Genomic DNA, 17,818 nt, shown 5'->3' with positions numbered 1-17,818 from the left:
ACACCGGGACCTGGCGGCGGCGGTCCGCGACCGGTTTCACTGCGGGCCCATGAGACGACACAGGATCAGGATCATGGGCCTGCTCGGCGCGCTGACCCTCGCCGCCGGGGTCCTGGCCGGACCCGCCGCGGCGGCGGGCGCCACCCCGCCCGCCGAGTTCGGCACCGACTGGCACGACCCGCTCACCGCCGCCCCACCCGTGGAACGGCCCCCGACCCGCTCCTGCGAGGTGACCCTCGCCGAAGCGCAGTTCCGGGACTTCACCCCCTACAAGGGGAGCTACGCCCCGCCCGCCGCCTGCGGCCGCTCCGCCTGGGCCAAGGTCGTGCTGCGCCTCGACGGCAAGGTCAAGGGCCGCCAGTACGACCGCCTGGGCAACCTCACCCTCGGCGGCGTGGAGATCCTGCGCACCTCCACCCCCGAACCGTCGCCCGACGGCATCGCATGGTCCGTGGAGAAGGACGTCACCGCGTACCGCGACACCCTCAGCCGCCCCCAGCCCGTCGAGATGCTGATCGGCAACGTCGTCAACGACACCTACACCGGGGTCATCGACGTCAAGGTCACCCTGACCTTCTACGCCGCGGAGGGCCGCACCCCGCCCGCCGACACCCCCGACCTGGTCCTCCCGCTCACCACGCCCGCCGTCACCACGCCGCGCAACACCGAACGGCTCCTCGCCGAGGTCTACGCCACCGGCTCCGGAGGCGGCTGCGAGGAGTACTGGTACCTGACCGTCCCCGACGCCGCCCCCTACTCCTGCAAGGCCGCCGACGGCCCCTACCGCGAGGTGCGGATCTCCGTCGACGGACAGCTCGCCGGCCTCGCCGCCCCCTTCCCGACCGTCTGGACCGGCGGCTGGTCCAACCCCTTCCTCTGGTACGTCACCCCCGGCCCCCGCGCCTTCGACGTCCAGCCCCTGCGCTACGACCTCACCCCCTACGCCGCCCTCCTCAACGACGGCCGCCCGCACCGGATCGAGGTCTCCGTCGCCGGGGTGCCGGCCGGCCAGAGCGGCTGGAGCACCCCCGCCAACCTGCTCCTGTGGCAGGACCACGGCCGCCCGGTCGTCACCGGCGCCCTGACCCGGCACGAGGAGGGCGCCCCGGAGGGCGGCACCCGCTGGACCCCCGCCCCCGGCCCCGGCGCCGAACACCGCCTGGACACCGAGGGCGGACACCGCCTCACCGTCACCGGACACCTCGACACCTCCCACGGCCGGGTCACCACCACCGTCACCCGGGCCGTCCACGCCACCTCCGCCCACCGCTGGACCGAGGGGGAGGACCGTGACGCCCTCACCGCTTCCTGGAGCGACGAGGAGAGCGTCACCCGGGGCGCCACCACCACCCGCACGCAGCGCGCGTACAGCATGGACGGCGAGACCACCCTCGGCCCCGCGGACCGGCTGCGCACCGTGCTGTCCCTCGGCGACCGGGCCGACACGGTCACCCTGCGCGGCGGCCGCGAGGTCGACCGCACCCGGCTCGACGACCGGTACACCGGCGACGCCTCGTACACCGCGAACGTCCCGCGCGAGCAGCGGCACGCCGTCGGCACCACCACCGCCCGCTACCGGCTGTACGGCTCCACCGCGGGAGACGGCTGTTACGACCGTACGGTGGGCACCGCGCAGGGCACCGTGACGGAGGACCGGCGCCGCTGCTGACACCGGCGGCGCCTACGATGACGCCCCATGGACACGAGTGACGCCGGCAGACGGCTGGTCGACGGCCGCTTCGAACTGATCGGCCCCCTGGGCGCCGGAGGCATGGGGACGGTGTGGCGCGCCCGCGACATCGCCCTGCACCGCGAGGTCGCCCTCAAGGAGGTGCGCCCGCCGGACCCGGCCACCGCCGCCGCCCAGCCCGGCCTCGCCGTCCAGCTCCGCGAGCGGGCCGTCCGCGAAGCCCGCGCCCTCGCCCGCCTCGCGCACCCGAACGTGGTGACGATCCACCACATCGTGGAGCCCGCGGCCGGGTCGGACGGCCACCCGTGGATCGTGATGGAGCTCGTCAGGGGCGGCTCCCTGGCCGACCGCCTGGCCGCCGGACCGATGCCGCTCGGGGAGGTGCTGCGGCTCGGTCTCGACGTGCTCTCCGCGCTGCGGGCCGCGCACGCCGAGGGCGTCCTGCACCGGGACGTGAAACCGGCCAACGTCCTGCTGCGGCCCGACGGCGGCGCGGTGCTGACCGACTTCGGCATCGCAGCCCTGCACGGCGCGACCGCGCTCACCTCCACCGGGGTGCTGATCGGCTCGCCCGAGTACATCGCGCCCGAGCGGGCACGGGGCGAGGAGGGGCTGGCCGCCTCCGACCTCTGGTCGCTCGGGATGCTGCTCTACGTTGCCGCCGAGGGGACGCACCCGCTGCGCCGGTCCACCAGCCTGGCCACCGTGGTCGCCGTACTGGAGGACCCGATCCCGGCGCCGGTGCGCTCCGGCCCGCTGGGCCCCGTACTGGAACGCCTCCTCGTCCGGGACCCGGCGGCGCGGCCCGACGGGGCGGCGCTGGAAGCACTGCTCAAGGACGCGAGCACCGCTCTCGCGGCGGGGACCGCGGGCTCCCGCACGGCCGGGCCCGCCGCCGTCCCCCCGGCCGGTCCCGGCCACTTCGGGCCGCCCGCCCCCGCCCCGGCCGCCCAGTCCGTTCCGCCCGGGGCGCACCCGCCCCACGCGCCCTACGCCCCCGGCCCGGCACCCGCCGCCACCGTCCCCGTGGCGCGCGAGGACGGCCGCCGCCGCCCGCGAGCCCTCCCCGCCGTCCTGCTGGCGGCCGCCCTGGCCGCCGGGATCCTCGGCGCGGTGCAGTGGCTCCCCGACGGGGACACCGGTACCGGCGCCGGTGCCAAACCCGGCGGCGGCGCGAGCTCCCCCGCGACCGCCACCCCCGCGGGCTCCGCCCCCTCCGGATCCGCGCCCGCCGCCCCTCCGCTGGGCCCCCGCACGAGCGCCCCGGCGAGCCAGGCCGCCACCGCCCCCAAGGGGAGCCTGCTCACCCCGGACCGCATCCGCACCGCCCTCGCCGCGCTCAAGCAGCAGACCGGCACCACCACCTTCGCCAAGATGAGCGTCTACGACGGGTACGTCATCGCCTCGGTTCCCACCGCCGCCGGCGCGGAGACCCTGGACCACTGGGAGTACCGCGGCGGTTCCGCCCGCCACACCGGCCCCGCCGGCACGGTCGAGCAGGGCGCCCCCCTGATCGACATGGCCGCCGTCGGCTGGGACGCGCTGCCCGCCCTCCTGGAGACCTCCGCCCGCGAACTCGGCGTCCAGAAGCCGTCATCCCGGTACGTCGTCGTCGACCCCTGGATGATGGACCAGGTCCCCTGCATGCGGACCTACCTCAGCGACGAGTACGGCCGCGGCGGCTACGTACTCGCCGGGACCGACGGCCAGGTCAAGAAGGTCGTCCGATCCTGACACCGCGGACCCGTGCGCACGCGGGGGTCCGACACGTCCGGCACCACCGCAACGTTCCGAGGAGCACGGCCACCATGCCCAGCTGGCGCACCACCCTCACCCGGGCGGGGATCACGACCCCCCGCCTGCGGGACGACTACACGCACTCCGCCCGCCGGGTCCTGCGCCGGGAACCGGCCCCCTACGTCACCCTGCGCCTGCTCGCCGCCCCGCCCCTGGTCCCCTGGCTCACCGCCGGACTGGCCTTCATGAACCGGGTCGACGACGTGGCCGAGACCGGCACCCCGGCCGAACGGGCCTCCGCCACCACCGCGTTGGCCGGACACGTCGAGGCGGCCCTCGCCACCGGGGACAGCTCCGACCCCCTGCTGCGCGCCTACGCCCACGCCGTGCGCACCCGGGGTCTGCCGGGGTCCTGGGTGACCCGCTTCCTCGACGGCGCGGCCACCGCCGAGGCGGCCTTCGACGGCTTCGCCGCCGAGGAGGACTTCCAGGCCTACCTCGACGCCTACGCCTGGCCCGGGGTCCTCGTCTTCACCGGCCTCCAGTACGAGGGCGGCCCCGACCCCGAACAGGCCGCCGGCTGGCGCCGGTTCGTCGACGCCGCCCAGCGCGTCGACTTCCTCGCCGATCTGTCCGGGGACCTGGCCGAGGGCCGCCTCTGCATCCCGCGCGCCCGCCTCGACGAGCACGGTGTGACCCGCGCGGACCTGGAGGGGGCCCGCGAAACCCCGGCCGTACGCGCCCTCCTCGACGCCGAGACCCGCCTCGCCCGCCACGCCCTGGCCGCCACCGACGGCATCCTGGACCTCACCGAACCGGGGCTGCGCCCGGTGATCGCCGCCATGACCGAACTGATGGACCACCAACTGACCGCGGTGGAAAGGGCCGGGACCGCCGTCCTGCGCCGCGACACCGGATATGGCCTCGTCGCCCCGCTGCGCACCCTCCTGCGGGCCCGCGTCCGCGCCGGCGCCACCCGGTGACCCCGGCGGACCCGTGACATTCGTACTGCCCGGGTCCGTACAAGCGCATCTGCCGGGCCGGGGGGCTCCGTTCGTAGCGTTGGGGACATGACGAAGACCCCGAGCGCGGCGCACCCCGCCCGCACCGCACACCGGCAGGTCCGGGACCCCGACGGGGACGTGCCCGCCATCCGGTTCCGGCACGCCGCCAAGTCCTTCGGCGCCGTCCGCGCCGTCACCGGGCTCGACCTGGACGTGCGGCGCGGCGAGACCGTCGCCCTCCTCGGCCGCAACGGCGCCGGCAAGTCCACCACCATCGGCCTGCTGCTCGGCCTCGAAGAGCCCGACGCGGGCAGCGTCCGGCTCTTCGGCCGGACCCCCTCCGAGGCGGTGCGGGCCGGGCGGGTGGGCGCGATGCTCCAGGAGGGGCGCGCCGTACCGCGGATCACCGTACGGGAGCTCGTCGCCTTCGTCGCCCGGACCTACCCGGAGCCCCTGGCCGTCTCCGAGGCGCTCGGCCTCGCCGGCCTCACCGACCTCGCCGGACGCCGCGTCGACCGGCTCTCCGGAGGGCAGGCCCAGCGCGTCCGCTTCGCCGTGGCCCTCGCCGGGAACCCGGAGCTGATCGTGCTCGACGAGCCGACCGCCGCCCTCGACGTGGAATCCCGGCGAGCGTTCTGGGGCTCCATGCGGGCCTACGCCCGGCGCGGCAACACCGTCCTGTTCTCCACCCACTACCTGGAGGAGGCCGACGCCCACGCCGACCGGATCCTGGTCCTCGACGGGGGCGGGATCGTCGCCGACGGCACCGGGGAGCAGCTGCGCCGCACCGCCGCCCGCGGTTCGCTGGTCTGCGTCGACCTGGCGGGCCGTCCGTCGGGCCACCTCGCCACCCTCCCCGGGGTGGACGCCGTCGAGGTGCGGGGCGACCGCGCCCGGCTCCGTACGCAGGACCCGGACGCCACCGTGACCGCCCTCGCCGCCCTCGGCGCCGTCCGGGGCATCGAGGTCACCGCGCCCTCGCTCGACGACGTCTTCCTCGCCCTCACCGGTGCCACCGGCGCCACCGCTTCCGGGGGGAACGCCCGATGATCACCGCCTACGTCCGCCTCGAGGTGCGGCGCACCCTGCGCGACGTCTCCTTCGTCGTCTTCGGCATCGGCATGCCGGTCCTGATGTACCTCCTCTTCACCAACCTCGGCGGCGTCGACCCCGAGTGGAAGACCGCCTCGATGGTGGCCATGGCCGCCTACGGGGCCCTCGGCGCCGCCCTGTCCACCGGGACCGGGGTCGCCGAGGACAAGGGCAGCGGCTGGCTGCGGCAGCTGCGGGTCACCCCGATGACCCCGCGCCAGGTGGTGACCGGCCGGGCGCTGACCGGCTCGGTGACCGTCCTGCCCGCCATCGCCGCGGTGCTCGCCGCGGGCGCCTTCGTCAACGGGGTCCGGATGGACGCCTGGCAGTGGGCCGCCGTCGCCCTCGTCCTGTGGCTCGGCGCGCTCCCCTTCACCCTGCTCGGGATCGGCAACGGCTACCGGCTCACCGCCCAGAGCACCGGCCTGGTCAACGTCGGCTGCAGCCTCGCGCTCTCGATCCTCGGCGGTCTCTGGTTCCCGGTCGAGGCGTTCCCGCGGTGGCTGCGCTCCCTCTCCGAGCTGACCCCCACCCGCCGCTTCGCGGAACTCGGCCAGTCCCTCGCCGCCGGCGCCGCCCCGGGCCCGGCCGCCGCCGCGGTGGTCGCGGTGTGGGCCCTGCTGTTCGCCTCGTACGCGGTGCTCTCGTACCGTCGGTCCGCCAGGAAGGTGTGACACATGGAGCAGGTAACCGGAATGACGATGCAGAGCCGACGGGAGCGCGCGGCGGAGCGCAAGGCCGCGTGGGAGGTGAGCAAGGCCGAATGGCGGGCGGCGGAGAAGAAGCGCAAGGCGTGCGGCGAGTCCCCCGACTACGGCCGCGGCCCGATGGGCCCGCCCAATGCTTTCGCGCTGCTGCCGTGGCTGCTGCTGGGCATGGGCGCCATCTCCAACGTCATCAAGGGCGAGACCCCCAACCCGTGGATCGGCGGCCTCGGCCTGCTCGTCTTCAACTCCCTCTACATCACCCTGGTGTTCCGGGCCTTCGACCCGAAGGCACGGGCGGCGGCCGGCACCCGCTGGTGCCTCGTGGCCCTCGGCGCGGTCACCTGCGCCCTCGCCCTCGCCTACGGGGGCAACTGGCTGCTGTTCTTCCCGCTGTGCGCCCTGGCCACCGGCGCCGTGGTCCGGGGCCGCAGGCTCGCCCCCGCCATGTTCGTGCTCACCGCCGTGGCCGGGGTGATCGCGGGGCAGAAGGAGGGGTGGGACACCCTCGGCATCGTCTACGGGACCTTCCTGTCCGGCATGGTCACCGCCACCATCCTCGCCCTGTCCGAGACGGTCAAGCAGCTCCGCGACACCCGGCAGGAGCTGGCCCGGGCCGCCGTCGACCAGGAGCGGCTGCGCTTCTCCCGCGACCTGCACGACCTGCTCGGCCACACCCTCTCGGTGATCGTCGTGAAGTCCGAGGCCGCCCGCCGGATCGCACCCCGGGACATGGACGCGGCCCTCGACCAGGTCCGCGACATCGAATCGGTGGGCCGGCAGGCGCTCACCGAGATCCGGGAGGCCGTCACCGGCTACCGCGAGGCGAGCCTGGCCGCCGAACTCGACCGGGCCAGGGGCGCGCTGACCGCCGCCGGCATCGAGCCCGTCGTGCGCCAGTCCGGGCCCCCGCTGCCGCCGCAGACCGCGGCCCTGCTCGGCTGGGTGGTCCGCGAGGCCGCCACCAACGCCATCCGCCACAGCGGAGCGGCCACCTGCGAGATCGAGCTGCGCAGCAGCGCGGAGCGGGCCGTACTGGTGATCACCGACGACGGGAGCGGCGTAGGCTCGACCCCGCCGGGCAGCGGACTGACCGGCCTCGGTGAACGGCTCGCCCTGGCGGGAGGCACCCTCGGCAGCGGACCGGCCCCGGGCCGCGGGTTCCGGGTCACCGCCGAACTGCCGCTGGAGCCGACCGGTGGGGAACAGGAGGGGGAGGCCCGATGATCAGGGTCCTGCTGGCCGAGGACCAGGGCATGATGCGGGGCGCGCTGGCGCTGCTGCTCGGGCTGGAAGAGGACATCGAGGTGGTGGCCCAGGTCGCCGCCGGGGACGAGATCCTGGCGGCCGCGCTCGAAGCCCGCCCCGACGTCGCCCTCCTCGACATCGAACTGCCCGGCCGCAGCGGCCTCGACGCCGCAGCCGAGCTGCGCACCCGGCTGCCCGGCTGCCGCGTGCTGATCCTGACCACCTTCGGCCGGCCGGGGTACCTGCGCCGCGCGATGGAGGCGGGGGCCGCCGGGTTCCTCGTGAAGGACGGTCCGGTGGAGGAACTGGCCGTCGCCGTGCGCCGGGTGCTCGCCGGGGAGAAGGTGATCGACCCGTCCCTGGCGGCCGCCGCCCTGGGCGCCGGTCCCAACCCGCTGACCCCGCGCGAGATCGACGTCCTCAACGCCGCCGCCGACGGGGCCACCGTCGCCGATATCGCGGGCCGGGTCCACCTGTCCGAATCGACGGTACGGAACTACCTCTCCGCGGCCATCGGCAAGACGGGCACCCGCAACCGCATGGAGGCCGTACGGGCGGCCCGCCGCCAGGGGTGGCTCTGACCGTACGGGAGGGGTGCGCGAGACTGGCGGGTGAGGCCCGACACCGGGCAGCCGCAGCGCACTTGGAGCGACCGATGCCGCAGATCACCGTCGACTACTCCGCGTCCCTCGCGGACGCCTTCGACCGTCAGGGGTTCGCCCGCGCCCTGCACCCGCTGACCGCCGAGCTCGTCGACACCCCGGTGGAGACCTGCAAGACGCGGTTCCGGCGGGTCGAGGAGACCTTCGTCGACGACGGGGCGCCGGAACACGCGGTCGTCCACGTGGAACTGGCCCTGCTGCCGGGCCGTTCCGAGGACGCGAAGGCCGAGCTGGGCCGCGCCGTGCTGGAGCTGCTCCGCTCGTCCACCGACGCCGCGCCGGACGCCGTCGTGCACTGGTCGGTGGACGTGACCGAGCTGGGCGCGGCGTACGTGAAGGCCGTCAGTACGCGCCGTTGACGTTGTCGATCGAACCGTAGCGGGCGGCCGCGTAGTTGCAGGCGGCCGTGATGTTGGCGACCGGGTCGTACGAATCCATCGGCGTGCCGGGAACGTGGTAGGCGCGGAAGGTCGGGTCGATGACCTGGAGGAGGCCCTTCGAGGGAATGCCCGCCGCGGCGTTGGAGTCCCAGTTGTTGATGGCCAGGGGATTGCCGGAGGACTCCCGCATCACATTGCGGTGGATTCCGTTGTAGCTGCCGGGAATTCCGTGCCGGGCCATGATGTCCAGGGACTCCCGGATCCAGCCGTCGAGGTTGTTGGCGTACGTGGCCGCGGGCTTCACCGCGGCCGCCGTGACCGCGGTGGCCCTGGCGGCGGCGGCCTTCGCCGCGGCGCCGAGGCGCAGCTTGAGGCCGGGGCGGATGACCGAGGGGTCGGCGCCGATGGCGCTGCGGTTGTCGGCGTAGAGCGTCTGCCAGCCGCCGCTCACGGAATGCTCGGCCGCGATCTTCGAAAGGGTGTCCCCGCCCACCACGGAATAGGTGAGGGAGAGCGCCGCCTTTTCGGCGGCGGGCCGCGCCGCCGGCTGTACGGCGGGCCGCGCGAGGCTGCTCGCCGCGGGTGCCGCGGCCGGCTGGGTGACCGCCGCGCCGGCGGTGGTGGCACTGATCAGCGGGAGGGCGAGTGCCGCGCCTCCCGTGCCGGCGAAGGCCAGCCTGCGGGCGATCCGGTACTGCTTCGGCCGACGGTGCTTACCCTTTGCGGACATGGCGCTGTTCCTCACGTGGGGGTACGGGAGAGCCCTGGCGCCGACCGGATTCGGTGTGCGGCCGCCGGGAGTGAGGGTGACCGTAGGCGAGCGCGGGGGACCGGAACAAGGCGCGAATTCCCCCGGGAGATCGACTTCCCGTCGGCGGCCCGGTGAATGACCTTGAATGAAGATCCCGGAAAGGGCTATTTCCTTTCTGGGAAAAGGAAATCGGCGCGGCGCGGGAATTGATGTTGAACGCGTGCGCGTGACTGACATCACGGTTTGACGGGTCGGAATGCCGCTTCGCGCAATATGGTCAATTAGCCGACCGATGCTGCCGATTCGGGCTACCGGCGCGATGGTGGCGAATCGCCCATGACGGACTCTTTCGGGCGCCGCCGCGTCTCAGAGGGCGGCGGGCAGCAGCTTCCGGATCGCCGCCACGGCCGCCCTCGGCTCGTCGGCGTGGAAGCGCACCGTACGGACCCGGGTCCGCCGGCCCCACGCCCCGACCACCGTGACCGGCCGGACCAGCTCCAGGGTGACCGCGGTCTGACCGGCCACGGCCGCGTCCAGGACCCCCTCCTCGGACCGGTTCGCGTCGGGGAAGCGGAGTTCCTCGCGGGCGGAGTCGATCAGCTCCGCCGGGATCCACAGGTCGAGGGAGGTGCAGTGGCGCACCCGCACCCCGGCGGGCCCGACCACGTGGGGCCGGGTGACCGCCGCCGCGTGCAGCCCCAGCGCCAGGAGCACCGTGTAGAGGTCGAGCACCAGCATCACCAGGTGGGCCACCGGATACGGGGCGAGGATGAACGACACTCCGGCCGTCTCCAGCGCGAACACGAAGACCAGCCCGTACGAGGTCGGCGCCTGGGCCCGCGCGTAGCCGACGGCGGTGTCCCCCGCGCCGACGCCGTCCCTGCGCCGGGCCGCCCACAGGGCGAGGCTCCGCAGCCGGCGTCCCTCGTGCGCGATGAGCAGGCGCGACCGGGCGAGGACGCCCGGCCCCGTGCCCGTCGCACCGTCCTCCCCGCTCCCCATGGCCCCAGTGAACAGGAGCTCGACCGCTCTGCGCCTACTGGATTTCGGCCAACTCCTTCAGGGTGGCCGCGACCGCCTCCGGTGATGCCGGCAGCAGCGGGAGGCGTACGTCCGGGGTCGGGATCCGGCCCTGCGCGTGCAGTACGCCCTTGACCACCGACGGGTTGGGCTCCGCGAAGGCCGCCGCCGAGAGCCGGGCCAGCGCGTGACCCAGGGCCCGTGCGCGCGGCACGTCACCGGCCCGCCAGGCCGCCGCGAGCTCCACGAAGCGCTCCGTCGCCAGATGGGCCGAGGCCAGGATCCCGCCGGCCGCCCCGAGCGCCAGCAGCGGCGACAGGTAGGCGTCGTCCCCGGCCAGGACGGCGAACCCGTCCGGGAGATCGCCCAGCAGGGCCACCGTGTCCTGGTCGATGCCGCCCCCCGCGTACTTCAGCCCGGCCACCCCCGGCAGGGCCCCGAGCGCCCGCAGCGCGACGGCGTCCAGTGGCTGCCCCGTCCGGTAGGGGATGTGGTAGACGACCAGCGGTACGGGGCTCACCTCCGCCAGCCGCGTGAAGTGCGCCAGCACCCCGGCCGCCGAGGGCCGTACGAACGACGGCACCGCCACCAGCGCCGCCCCCGCCTCCGGCCACCTCGCCAGCCGGGCCAGCGCGGTCTCGCTCGCCCGCGTCCCGCTGGCGCCGGCCCCCACCGTGAGCAGGCCGCCCCGCTCCCGGCAGACCCGGGCGCAGACCTCGGTGACCAGATCGCGCTCGGCCTCCTCCAGGGTGGCCGTCTCCGCGGTGGTGCCGAGTGCCACGATCCCGGCCGCACCCGCGTCGAGCGCCGCGTGTGCGAGGGCCTCCAGGGCATCCGCGGCGACGTTCCCCGCCCGGTCGAAGGGGGTGATGAGCGGGACGTGGATCCCTTCCAGGGCCGTCGTCTCCGCCGTCGTCTCCGCCGTCGTCTCGGCTGTCGTGTCGTGTGTGTCCAGTCGCATGGGACGAGCTTCGCCGTCTCCGAGCATCGAATCCAGTTCGCATTTCTTACCCGAACCGTAAGCTGGACCGATGCTCGACGTACGCCGCCTGCGGCTCCTGCGGGAACTCGCCCGCCGCGGCACCATCGCCGCCGTGGCGGAGGCGCTGTCCTTCAGCCCCTCCGCCGTCTCCCAGCAGCTCTCCGTCCTGGAGCGGGAGGCCGGGCTGCCGCTGCTGGAGCGCACCGGCCGCACGGTCCGGCTCACCCCGGCCGCCCAGAACCTGGTCCGGCACGCCGACGCCGTCCTGGAGCGGCTGGAACGGGCCGACGCCGATCTGGCCGAGGCCCGCAGCGGTCTGGCCGGCGCGCTGCGGATCGGGGCGTTCCCCACCGCCACGCGGGCCATCGTCCCGGCCGCCCTGGTGCACCTGGCCCGCCGCCATCCGGGGCTGGAGCCGATGGTGTCCGAGACCGACCCGGCGGCGGTCGCGCACGCGCTGCGGGCCGGGGACCTGGACGTGGCGCTGGTGCACGAGTACGACCTGGTCCCCGAGCCGCCCGAGCCGGGGCTGGCCACGCGGCCGCTGTACGGGGAGGCGATGTACCTGGCGACCCCGGCGCCGGCCACTGCCACCATCCCGGTCGTCCCCGCCACCCCGGACCCCGGCGCCCCCGACCCCGGCGCCCCGCCGGCCGGAGGCCCCGGGCAGGACGCCGTCCTGCGCGCGCACCGGGACGACCCCTGGATCACCGCCACCCCCGGTACCCTCTGCCACGCCATGACCGTCCGGGCCTGCCGGGCCGCCGGGTTCACGCCCCGGGTGCGCCACCAGGTGGACGAGTTCGCCACCGTCCTCGCACTGGTCGCCGTGGGCCAGGGGGTCGCGGTGGTGCCGCAGCTCGGCGTCACCGGGCCGGCCGGGCCCGCGGTGACCCTCGTCCGCCTGCGCATGGAACGCCGCACCAAGATCGCCTTCCGCAGCGGGGCCGGGGCCCACCCCGCCGTGGCCGCTTTCACGGCCGCCCTGCGGGCCGCCGTACCGCCGGATCTGGCCGCAGCGCGCGCGGAAGCGTGACGCAACTCCCGTACCGGTCGGCGCCCGTGTACGTTCGATGATCCAGACCGATCCGAACAGAACGGGGTATGACGTGACGCATCGCGTACGAGGTGTCATCGCGCGGAGCAAGGGCGCACCGGTGGAGACGACCACGATCCTCGTGCCCGACCCGGGGCCGGGCGAAGCCCTGGTCAAGATCCAGGCCTGCGGGGTCTGTCACACCGATCTGCACTACCGGGAGGGCGGGATCAACGACGAGTTCCCCTTCCTCCTCGGTCACGAGGCGGCCGGCGTCGTGGAGTCCGTCGGCCCGGACGTCACCTCGGTCGCCCCCGGGGACTTCGTCGTCCTCAACTGGCGTGCGGTGTGCGGCACCTGCCGGGCCTGCCGGCGAGGCCGTCCCTGGTACTGCTTCGCCACGCACAACGCCACCCAGCCCATGACCCTGGAGGACGGCACCCCGCTCTCCCCGGCGCTGGGCATCGGGGCCTTCGCCGAGAAGACCCTGGTCGCCGCCGGGCAGTGCACCAAGGTGGACCCCGCCGCCTCCCCGGCCGCCGCCGGGCTCCTCGGCTGCGGGGTGATGGCCGGCCTCGGCGCAGCCCTGAACACCGGCAACGTCGGGCGCGGCGACTCGGTCGCCGTCATCGGCTGCGGGGGAGTGGGCAACGCGGCGGTGGCCGGTGCCCGGCTGGCGGGCGCCTCGAAGATCATCGCCGTGGACCTGGACGACCGGAAGCTGGAGTGGGCGCGCGGCCTCGGAGCCACCCACACCGTCAACGGGCGCACGGAGGACGTGGTCAAGGCCGTCCAGGAGCTGACCGGCGGCAACGGCGCGGACGTCGTCATCGAGGCGGTCGGCCGCCCCGAGACCTACCGGCAGGCCTTCTACGCCCGCGACCTGGCGGGCACGGTGGTGCTGGTCGGCGTGCCGACGCCGGAGATGAAGCTCGAACTGCCGCTCCTGGACGTCTTCGGGCGCGGCGGTGCGCTGAAGTCCTCCTGGTACGGGGACTGCCTGCCGGAGCGGGACTTCCCGCTCCTGATCGACCTCTACCTCCAGGGCCGGCTCGACCTCGACGCCTTCGTCTCCGAGACCATCCCGCTCGACGGGGTCGAGGACGCCTTCGCCCGCATGGAGCGCGGCGAGGTGCTGCGCTCGGTGGTGCAGTTCTGACCGACCTGAGCTGAGCCGACCCCGACCCGGCCACCCGTCGCGAGGCTCCCCGTCAGGCGCCGAGCAGCGCCAGGAGCGCGCGGACGGCTTCGAGCACGGGCTGCCCGATCGTCCCGACGGTGGCGGCGATGCCGGCCACCGCCAACAGTGCCCGGTGCCGTTCCGCGGGGGACGCGGCGGCGTCGGCCGTGATGGCCGGGAGGGCGGAGTCCATGATCCGCGCTGACTCGGCGGGCACCTGCGGGCGCAGCTCCGCCAGCAGTACGAGGAGTTCGCGCAGGGCCTGCTCCAGGGACGGCGCCGCCGGCGCCGCGTGCTGGTGGACGATGCCCTGATTGCCCTGCCCGCCGAACATGTTCACGGTGTCACCGCTCATCCGTGGGTCACCCCCGAGTTTCCCTGGCCGCCGTACATGTTCACGGTGTCGCCGAAGTAGTAGTGGCTGGGATTGCTGATGGTCAGGCGCTGCACCTGCACGCGCAGTTCCGTGTCAGGGTTCTCGATCGCGTACGCGATCTGGTGCACGAGCCCGTTGAGGTGGTCGGTGCGGCCGGTGACGAGGGCGGTCGACTGCCCGTTGGACTCGACGGCCAGGACGAAGTGGGAGGCCGCCGTCAGCACGGCCATCATGTCCGCGAAGTAGTACAGGAGGCCGATCCCGGAGGCGACCCAGACGAACCGGATGGTGCCGTCGAAGGTCGTGTCGGCGCCGCGCGCCAGGAAGCCTGCGATGGTGCCGAACACGGTGAAGCCGAGTGCCGCGAGGAGGGTGAGCGCCGTCCGCCGGGCGAAGGTGACGACGGATTCCTTGCGCCGGGGCTTGAGGACGAAGGTGTACACGCGGGCGACGTTCTGCAGCGGGTACACCGCCCCGCCCACCCACAACAGGCGCTTGGTGACGGTGAGATCGAGCGAGGAGGGCAGACCGGCGTAGCCGGCCGGCGGCTGCCCCGGCGGGCCCTGCGGCGCCGGCGGTGGCGACAGCGGTGGTGACGGCTCTGGTAACGGTGGCCCGTTCGTTTCCATACATCCCCCTGAGACGGAACCGGGTCGGAGCGGAGCCCCATTAAGGACCTGTCATGCCCCTGCCGCAAGGCGAATTCCGGCCCCGTGACCCGCCCGGGCGGCGCCACGACGTGCCCGGGACGGCCTAGGGTGCGGAGCATGACCGAACGAGCCGATCAGCAGGCGCCCTTGCAGCCGATGCCCACCGACTGGCACCGCGCCCTCGCGGTGGTCGCCCACCCCGACGACCTGGAGTACGGCTGCGCCGCGGCCATCGCCGACTGGACGGACGGCGGCCGCGAGGTCGTCTACGTCCTGGCCACGCGCGGGGAGGCGGGCATCGACACCGTCGCCCCGGACGAGTGCGCCCCGCTGCGCGAGGCCGAGCAGCGTGCGAGCGCGGCCGTCGTCGGGGTTTCCACGGTGGAGTTCCTCGGCCACCGCGACGGGGTCGTCGAGTACGGCCTCGGCCTGCGCCGGGACATCGCGGCGGCCATCCGGCGGCACCGCCCCGAGCTGGTGATCACCCTCAACCACCGGGACACCTGGGGCGGCCCCGGCGGTGGTGGCTACTGGAACACCCCCGACCACCGGGCCGTCGGCCGGGCCACCCTGGACGCCGCCGCCGACGCGGGAAACCGGTGGATCTTCCCGGAGCTGATCTCCGAGCAGGGACTGGAACCCTGGGACGGAGTGCGGTGGGTCGCCGTGGCCGGTACCGCCACGCCGACCCACGCGGCCGACGCCACCCCCGGACTGGAGCGCTCCGTCAGGTCCCTGATGGAGCACAAGGCGTACATCGAGGTGCTGACCGACCAGGATCCGGAGGAGTACGTACGGACCTTCCTGACCGGGAACGCCGAACGGGCCGCGGGCCGCTTCGGCGGCCGTCCGGCGGTGGCGTTCGAGGTCTTCCCCCGCTGACGCGGCCTGCCCTAACCTGACGGTCCATCAGGCAGGGCGGGGGTGCGAGCCACGTGATCGACACCGTCTCCACGGAGACCGGCGAGGGTGCGGAGCGGCGGGTCCGGCTGGACGTGGAGGACGGCATCGCCCTCCTCACCCTCTGCCGCCCGGACAAACTCAACGGCTGGAGCTGGGAATCCACCCGCCAGCTGGGCCTGCTCGCCGACCGGATCCGCTTCGACCCGTCCGTGCGCGCGGTCCTGCTGCGCGCGGAGGGCCGGGCCTTCTGCGCCGGCATCGACGTCACCGCACCCGGAGGGGCGATCACCGGGGACTCTCCCGCCGAACGGACCCGCAACTACTACGAGGGCATCCGCTGGGTCCACGAGCGCTTCGCGGTCCTCGCCCGCCTCCCGCAGCCGGTCATCGCCGCCGTGCGGGGATACTGCCTCGGCTTCGGCTTCGAGCTGGCCCTCATGGCGGACATCCGGATCGCCGCGGACGACGCCGTCTTCGCCCTGCCCGAGGCCGGGCTCGGCGTGGCGGTGGACGCCGGGGGCGACCTGAGGATCGCCCGGGAGGCGGGCGCGGGCTGGGCGAAGTTCCTCGCCCTGACCGGCCGCCGGATCGACGCGGCGACGGCCGAACGCCTCCACCTGGTCCAGCTGGTGGTCCCGCCGGACGAGCTGGAGGACACCTCACGCGCGCTCGCCGCCGAGATCGCGGCCAACGCCCCGCTCGCCGTCCAGGGCATCAAGCGGGGGATCGACGCCTACGCCGACGCGGCCCTGCCCGCCGCCCTCGACCGGGTCGCCATGACCGCCGCGCTCACCCTCACCTCCGAGGACTGCCGGGAGGGGTACGGGGCCGGGGCCGCCCGCCGGCCCCCGCGCTTCAGGGGAGCATGAGCACAGGCCGGACCGACAAGCTGTCCCACGCGTACTCCCCGTCCGGGCCGTAGGCGAACTCCGCCATGTCCGCGTTGCGGTGCGCCGTGGCCAGCGGGAGCCAGCCCAGGAGGCTCCCGTAGCCCCCGCAGACGGCCGTGCCGCCGTCCCCGCCGTGGACGGCCCCGCGGTCGTTGCTCAGCTCCGCCGCGTAACTGTCGTAGGCGATGCGCAGACCGAAGGCGTTCGGTTCGTGCCGGATCCCGCCGGCGCCGTACGGGGCCTCGTCGAGCGGGCACTCGTCGCCCCGGCGGAAGAGGGTGCGGGCGCCGGCCCCGCAGGCGTGCTCCCACTCGTCGGCGCCGGGCAGCCGGAGCCCACGGGCCGCCGGCGAGGCCGCCGGCGAGGCCGCCGGCCCGTCCGCGAGCTCCGGCGCCGCCTCGGCCTCCACCGCCATCCAGACGGTGGGCACCTCCACGGTCCGCGGCGGGCTCAGCTCCGCGCCCGCATCCTGACACCGCCCACCGGCACCGCCCACCGGCACCGCCCACCGGCACTCCCTGGCGGCACCTCCTGCCGGCACCGCCGCCGTCATCGGCCCCGGCGGGGCCCGGTCAGGGGCTGAACGGCGCGCGCCCCAGCTGCTCGCGCACCGGGACCACCCCGGGCTGCACCAGCGCCCGCCGCTGCCAGTTGGCCCCGTCGACGACCAGGGTGTGGCCGGTGACGAAGCGGGCGTAGGGCGAGGCCAGGAAGGTGGCGGCCCAGCCCAGTTCGCGGGGCGCGCCCACGCGCAGCGCGGGCTGCCGGCCGTCCCGGTCGCCGGGCGCGGCGCGCTCCAGGCCGCCCCGGATGTCGGCGCTCATGTCGGGGTGCGGGACCAGCCCCGGCACGAGGCCGTTGATCTGGATCCCGTACGGGCCCCATTCCACGGCCAGCGTCTCCACCAGGTTCTTCACCCCGGCCTTCGCGGCGGCGCTGTGCGCGAACCCCGGGCCGCCCGTCCAGGCGTAGGAGGCGCCGATGTTCACGATGGAGCCCGGGGTGCCGGCCGCGAGGTGGCGGCGGGCGAACTCCCGGGTCGTGAACCAGGTTCCGGTCAGGGTGGTGTCCACCACGGCCCGCCAGGCGTTGGGGGACAGGTCCTCCGCCGGGCAGGGAAAGTTGGCGGCCGCGTTGTTGACCAGGACGTCCGGCGGTCCGAGCGCCGCCTCGGCCGCGTCGAACACCTCCGCGACCCGTTCGGGGTCGCGGATGTCGCAGACGGCGGCCGCCACCCGGCCCGCGCCGGGGACGGCCGCCAGTTCCGCGCGCGCCGCTTCGAGCCGCTCCGCGCGGCGGCCGGCGATCACCAGGCCGGCGCCGAGCCGCGCGAACTCGGCGGCGATGGCCTTGCCCAGACCGGTGCCGCCGCCGGTCACGAGGACCACCTGCCCCGCGAAGGTCCCGGGGGGCAGGGCGGCGGCGCCGAGGGGCGGTGGCGCGGGCAGGCCGCGCCGAGCGTTGTCCGTCATGGGGGCATCGATAGCGCGCGGGCGCTCAGATCGCCATGCCC

Annotated in this window: 18 protein-coding genes and 1 pseudogene; 12 read left to right on the top strand and 7 right to left on the bottom strand. The window is 74.9% G+C overall.

Annotated features, from left to right (window positions below; all coding sequences use genetic code 11):
* Positions 1-49: 49 nt before the first annotated feature.
* The 8 genes from ACZ5D2_RS20650 (at position 50) to ACZ5D2_RS20615 (ending at position 8,496) form a co-directional block, all read left to right on the top strand.
* Complete coding sequence (locus tag ACZ5D2_RS20650; protein ID WP_468930936.1) at positions 50-1,669, top strand: peptide-N4-asparagine amidase; 1,620 nt, start codon at positions 50-52, stop codon at positions 1,667-1,669.
* Positions 1,670-1,696: 27 nt separating this feature from the next.
* On the top strand, positions 1,697-3,424 hold the full coding sequence (locus ACZ5D2_RS20645; protein WP_468930933.1) for a serine/threonine-protein kinase: 1,728 nt from the start codon (positions 1,697-1,699) through the stop codon (positions 3,422-3,424).
* A 74-nt stretch (positions 3,425-3,498) separates the two neighbouring features.
* The gene (locus ACZ5D2_RS20640; protein WP_371675291.1) at positions 3,499-4,410 is read left to right on the top strand and encodes a squalene/phytoene synthase family protein; all 912 of its coding nucleotides are present in this window, start codon (positions 3,499-3,501) and stop codon (positions 4,408-4,410) included.
* Positions 4,411-4,497: 87 nt separating this feature from the next.
* A complete protein-coding gene (locus ACZ5D2_RS20635) occupies positions 4,498-5,481 on the top strand; it encodes an ABC transporter ATP-binding protein (protein WP_468930931.1) in 984 nt (327 codons plus the stop codon).
* Positions 5,478-6,197 carry an ABC transporter permease gene (locus ACZ5D2_RS20630; protein WP_371675289.1) on the top strand — a complete coding sequence of 240 codons (720 nt, stop codon included), beginning with the start codon at positions 5,478-5,480 and terminating at the stop codon, positions 6,195-6,197. The genes ACZ5D2_RS20635 and ACZ5D2_RS20630 overlap by 4 nt, the downstream gene beginning before the upstream one ends.
* A 3-nt stretch (positions 6,198-6,200) precedes the next feature.
* Positions 6,201-7,454: a sensor histidine kinase gene (locus ACZ5D2_RS20625; protein WP_371675288.1), complete on the top strand. Its 1,254-nt coding sequence runs from the start codon at positions 6,201-6,203 to the stop codon at positions 7,452-7,454.
* Positions 7,451-8,056, top strand: a complete 606-nt coding sequence (locus tag ACZ5D2_RS20620) for a response regulator (RefSeq protein ID WP_371675287.1) — start codon at positions 7,451-7,453, stop codon at positions 8,054-8,056. Before ACZ5D2_RS20625 ends, ACZ5D2_RS20620 begins: the two co-directional genes overlap by 4 nt.
* Before the next feature lie 74 nt (positions 8,057-8,130).
* Entirely contained in the window at positions 8,131-8,496 is a 366-nt protein-coding gene (locus ACZ5D2_RS20615; protein ID WP_371675286.1) for a 5-carboxymethyl-2-hydroxymuconate Delta-isomerase, read from the top strand.
* Here ACZ5D2_RS20615 and ACZ5D2_RS20610 read toward each other — a convergent pair.
* From ACZ5D2_RS20610 to ACZ5D2_RS20600, 3 genes are all read right to left on the bottom strand, one after another.
* Entirely contained in the window at positions 8,480-9,247 is a 768-nt protein-coding gene (locus ACZ5D2_RS20610) for a transglycosylase SLT domain-containing protein (RefSeq protein ID WP_371675285.1), read from the bottom strand. The two genes, ACZ5D2_RS20615 and ACZ5D2_RS20610, sit on opposite strands and share 17 nt — an antisense overlap.
* 387 nt (positions 9,248-9,634) lie before the next feature.
* Complete coding sequence (locus ACZ5D2_RS20605; protein ID WP_468930924.1) at positions 9,635-10,270, bottom strand: hypothetical protein; 636 nt, start codon at positions 10,268-10,270, stop codon at positions 9,635-9,637.
* Positions 10,271-10,304: 34 nt separating this feature from the next.
* Complete coding sequence (locus ACZ5D2_RS20600) at positions 10,305-11,249, bottom strand: dihydrodipicolinate synthase family protein (protein ID WP_371675283.1); 945 nt, start codon at positions 11,247-11,249, stop codon at positions 10,305-10,307.
* A 70-nt stretch (positions 11,250-11,319) separates the two neighbouring features.
* On the opposite strand from ACZ5D2_RS20600, the gene ACZ5D2_RS20595 reads away from it, so the two are divergent.
* Positions 11,320-12,306 (top strand): LysR substrate-binding domain-containing protein, encoded by a 987-nt coding sequence (locus tag ACZ5D2_RS20595; RefSeq protein ID WP_371675282.1) that lies wholly within the window; start codon positions 11,320-11,322, stop codon positions 12,304-12,306.
* Between the two features lie 73 nt (positions 12,307-12,379).
* Entirely contained in the window at positions 12,380-13,465 is a 1,086-nt protein-coding gene (locus tag ACZ5D2_RS20590) for an S-(hydroxymethyl)mycothiol dehydrogenase (protein ID WP_371675281.1), read from the top strand.
* Positions 13,466-13,517: 52 nt separating this feature from the next.
* Here ACZ5D2_RS20590 and ACZ5D2_RS20585 read toward each other — a convergent pair whose 3' ends face one another.
* Together ACZ5D2_RS20585 and ACZ5D2_RS20580 are read right to left on the bottom strand one after the other, a co-directional pair.
* The gene (locus ACZ5D2_RS20585) at positions 13,518-13,841 is read right to left on the bottom strand and encodes a hypothetical protein (protein WP_371675280.1); all 324 of its coding nucleotides are present in this window, start codon (positions 13,839-13,841) and stop codon (positions 13,518-13,520) included.
* Positions 13,838-14,491, bottom strand: a complete 654-nt coding sequence (locus tag ACZ5D2_RS20580) for a DUF6232 family protein (RefSeq protein ID WP_371675279.1) — start codon at positions 14,489-14,491, stop codon at positions 13,838-13,840. Before ACZ5D2_RS20580 ends, ACZ5D2_RS20585 begins: the two co-directional genes overlap by 4 nt.
* A gap of 138 nt (positions 14,492-14,629) precedes the next feature.
* Between ACZ5D2_RS20580 and ACZ5D2_RS20575 the strand changes: the two genes are divergently transcribed.
* Positions 14,630-15,394: a PIG-L deacetylase family protein gene (locus ACZ5D2_RS20575; RefSeq protein WP_371675278.1), complete on the top strand. Its 765-nt coding sequence runs from the start codon at positions 14,630-14,632 to the stop codon at positions 15,392-15,394.
* A gap of 53 nt (positions 15,395-15,447) precedes the next feature.
* Positions 15,448-16,284 carry an enoyl-CoA hydratase/isomerase family protein gene (locus ACZ5D2_RS20570; RefSeq protein ID WP_371675277.1) on the top strand — a complete coding sequence of 279 codons (837 nt, stop codon included), beginning with the start codon at positions 15,448-15,450 and terminating at the stop codon, positions 16,282-16,284.
* Here the strand turns inward: ACZ5D2_RS20570 and ACZ5D2_RS20565 are convergent.
* Both ACZ5D2_RS20565 and ACZ5D2_RS20560 read right to left on the bottom strand, forming a co-directional pair.
* Positions 16,271-16,956, bottom strand: a pseudogene (locus tag ACZ5D2_RS20565) (hypothetical protein). The gene ACZ5D2_RS20570 and the pseudogene ACZ5D2_RS20565 overlap by 14 nt on opposite strands.
* Complete coding sequence (locus ACZ5D2_RS20560; protein WP_266847276.1) at positions 16,878-17,777, bottom strand: SDR family oxidoreductase; 900 nt, start codon at positions 17,775-17,777, stop codon at positions 16,878-16,880. The pseudogene ACZ5D2_RS20565 and the gene ACZ5D2_RS20560 overlap by 79 nt, the downstream one beginning before the upstream one ends.
* Between the last annotated feature and the right edge of the window lie 41 nt (positions 17,778-17,818).

It is taken from the genome of Streptomyces sp. NPDC031479 (genome assembly GCF_055581065.1).
Note: the sequence above shows the minus strand (reverse complement) of the source record. Positions and strands in the feature narration are given on the sequence as shown.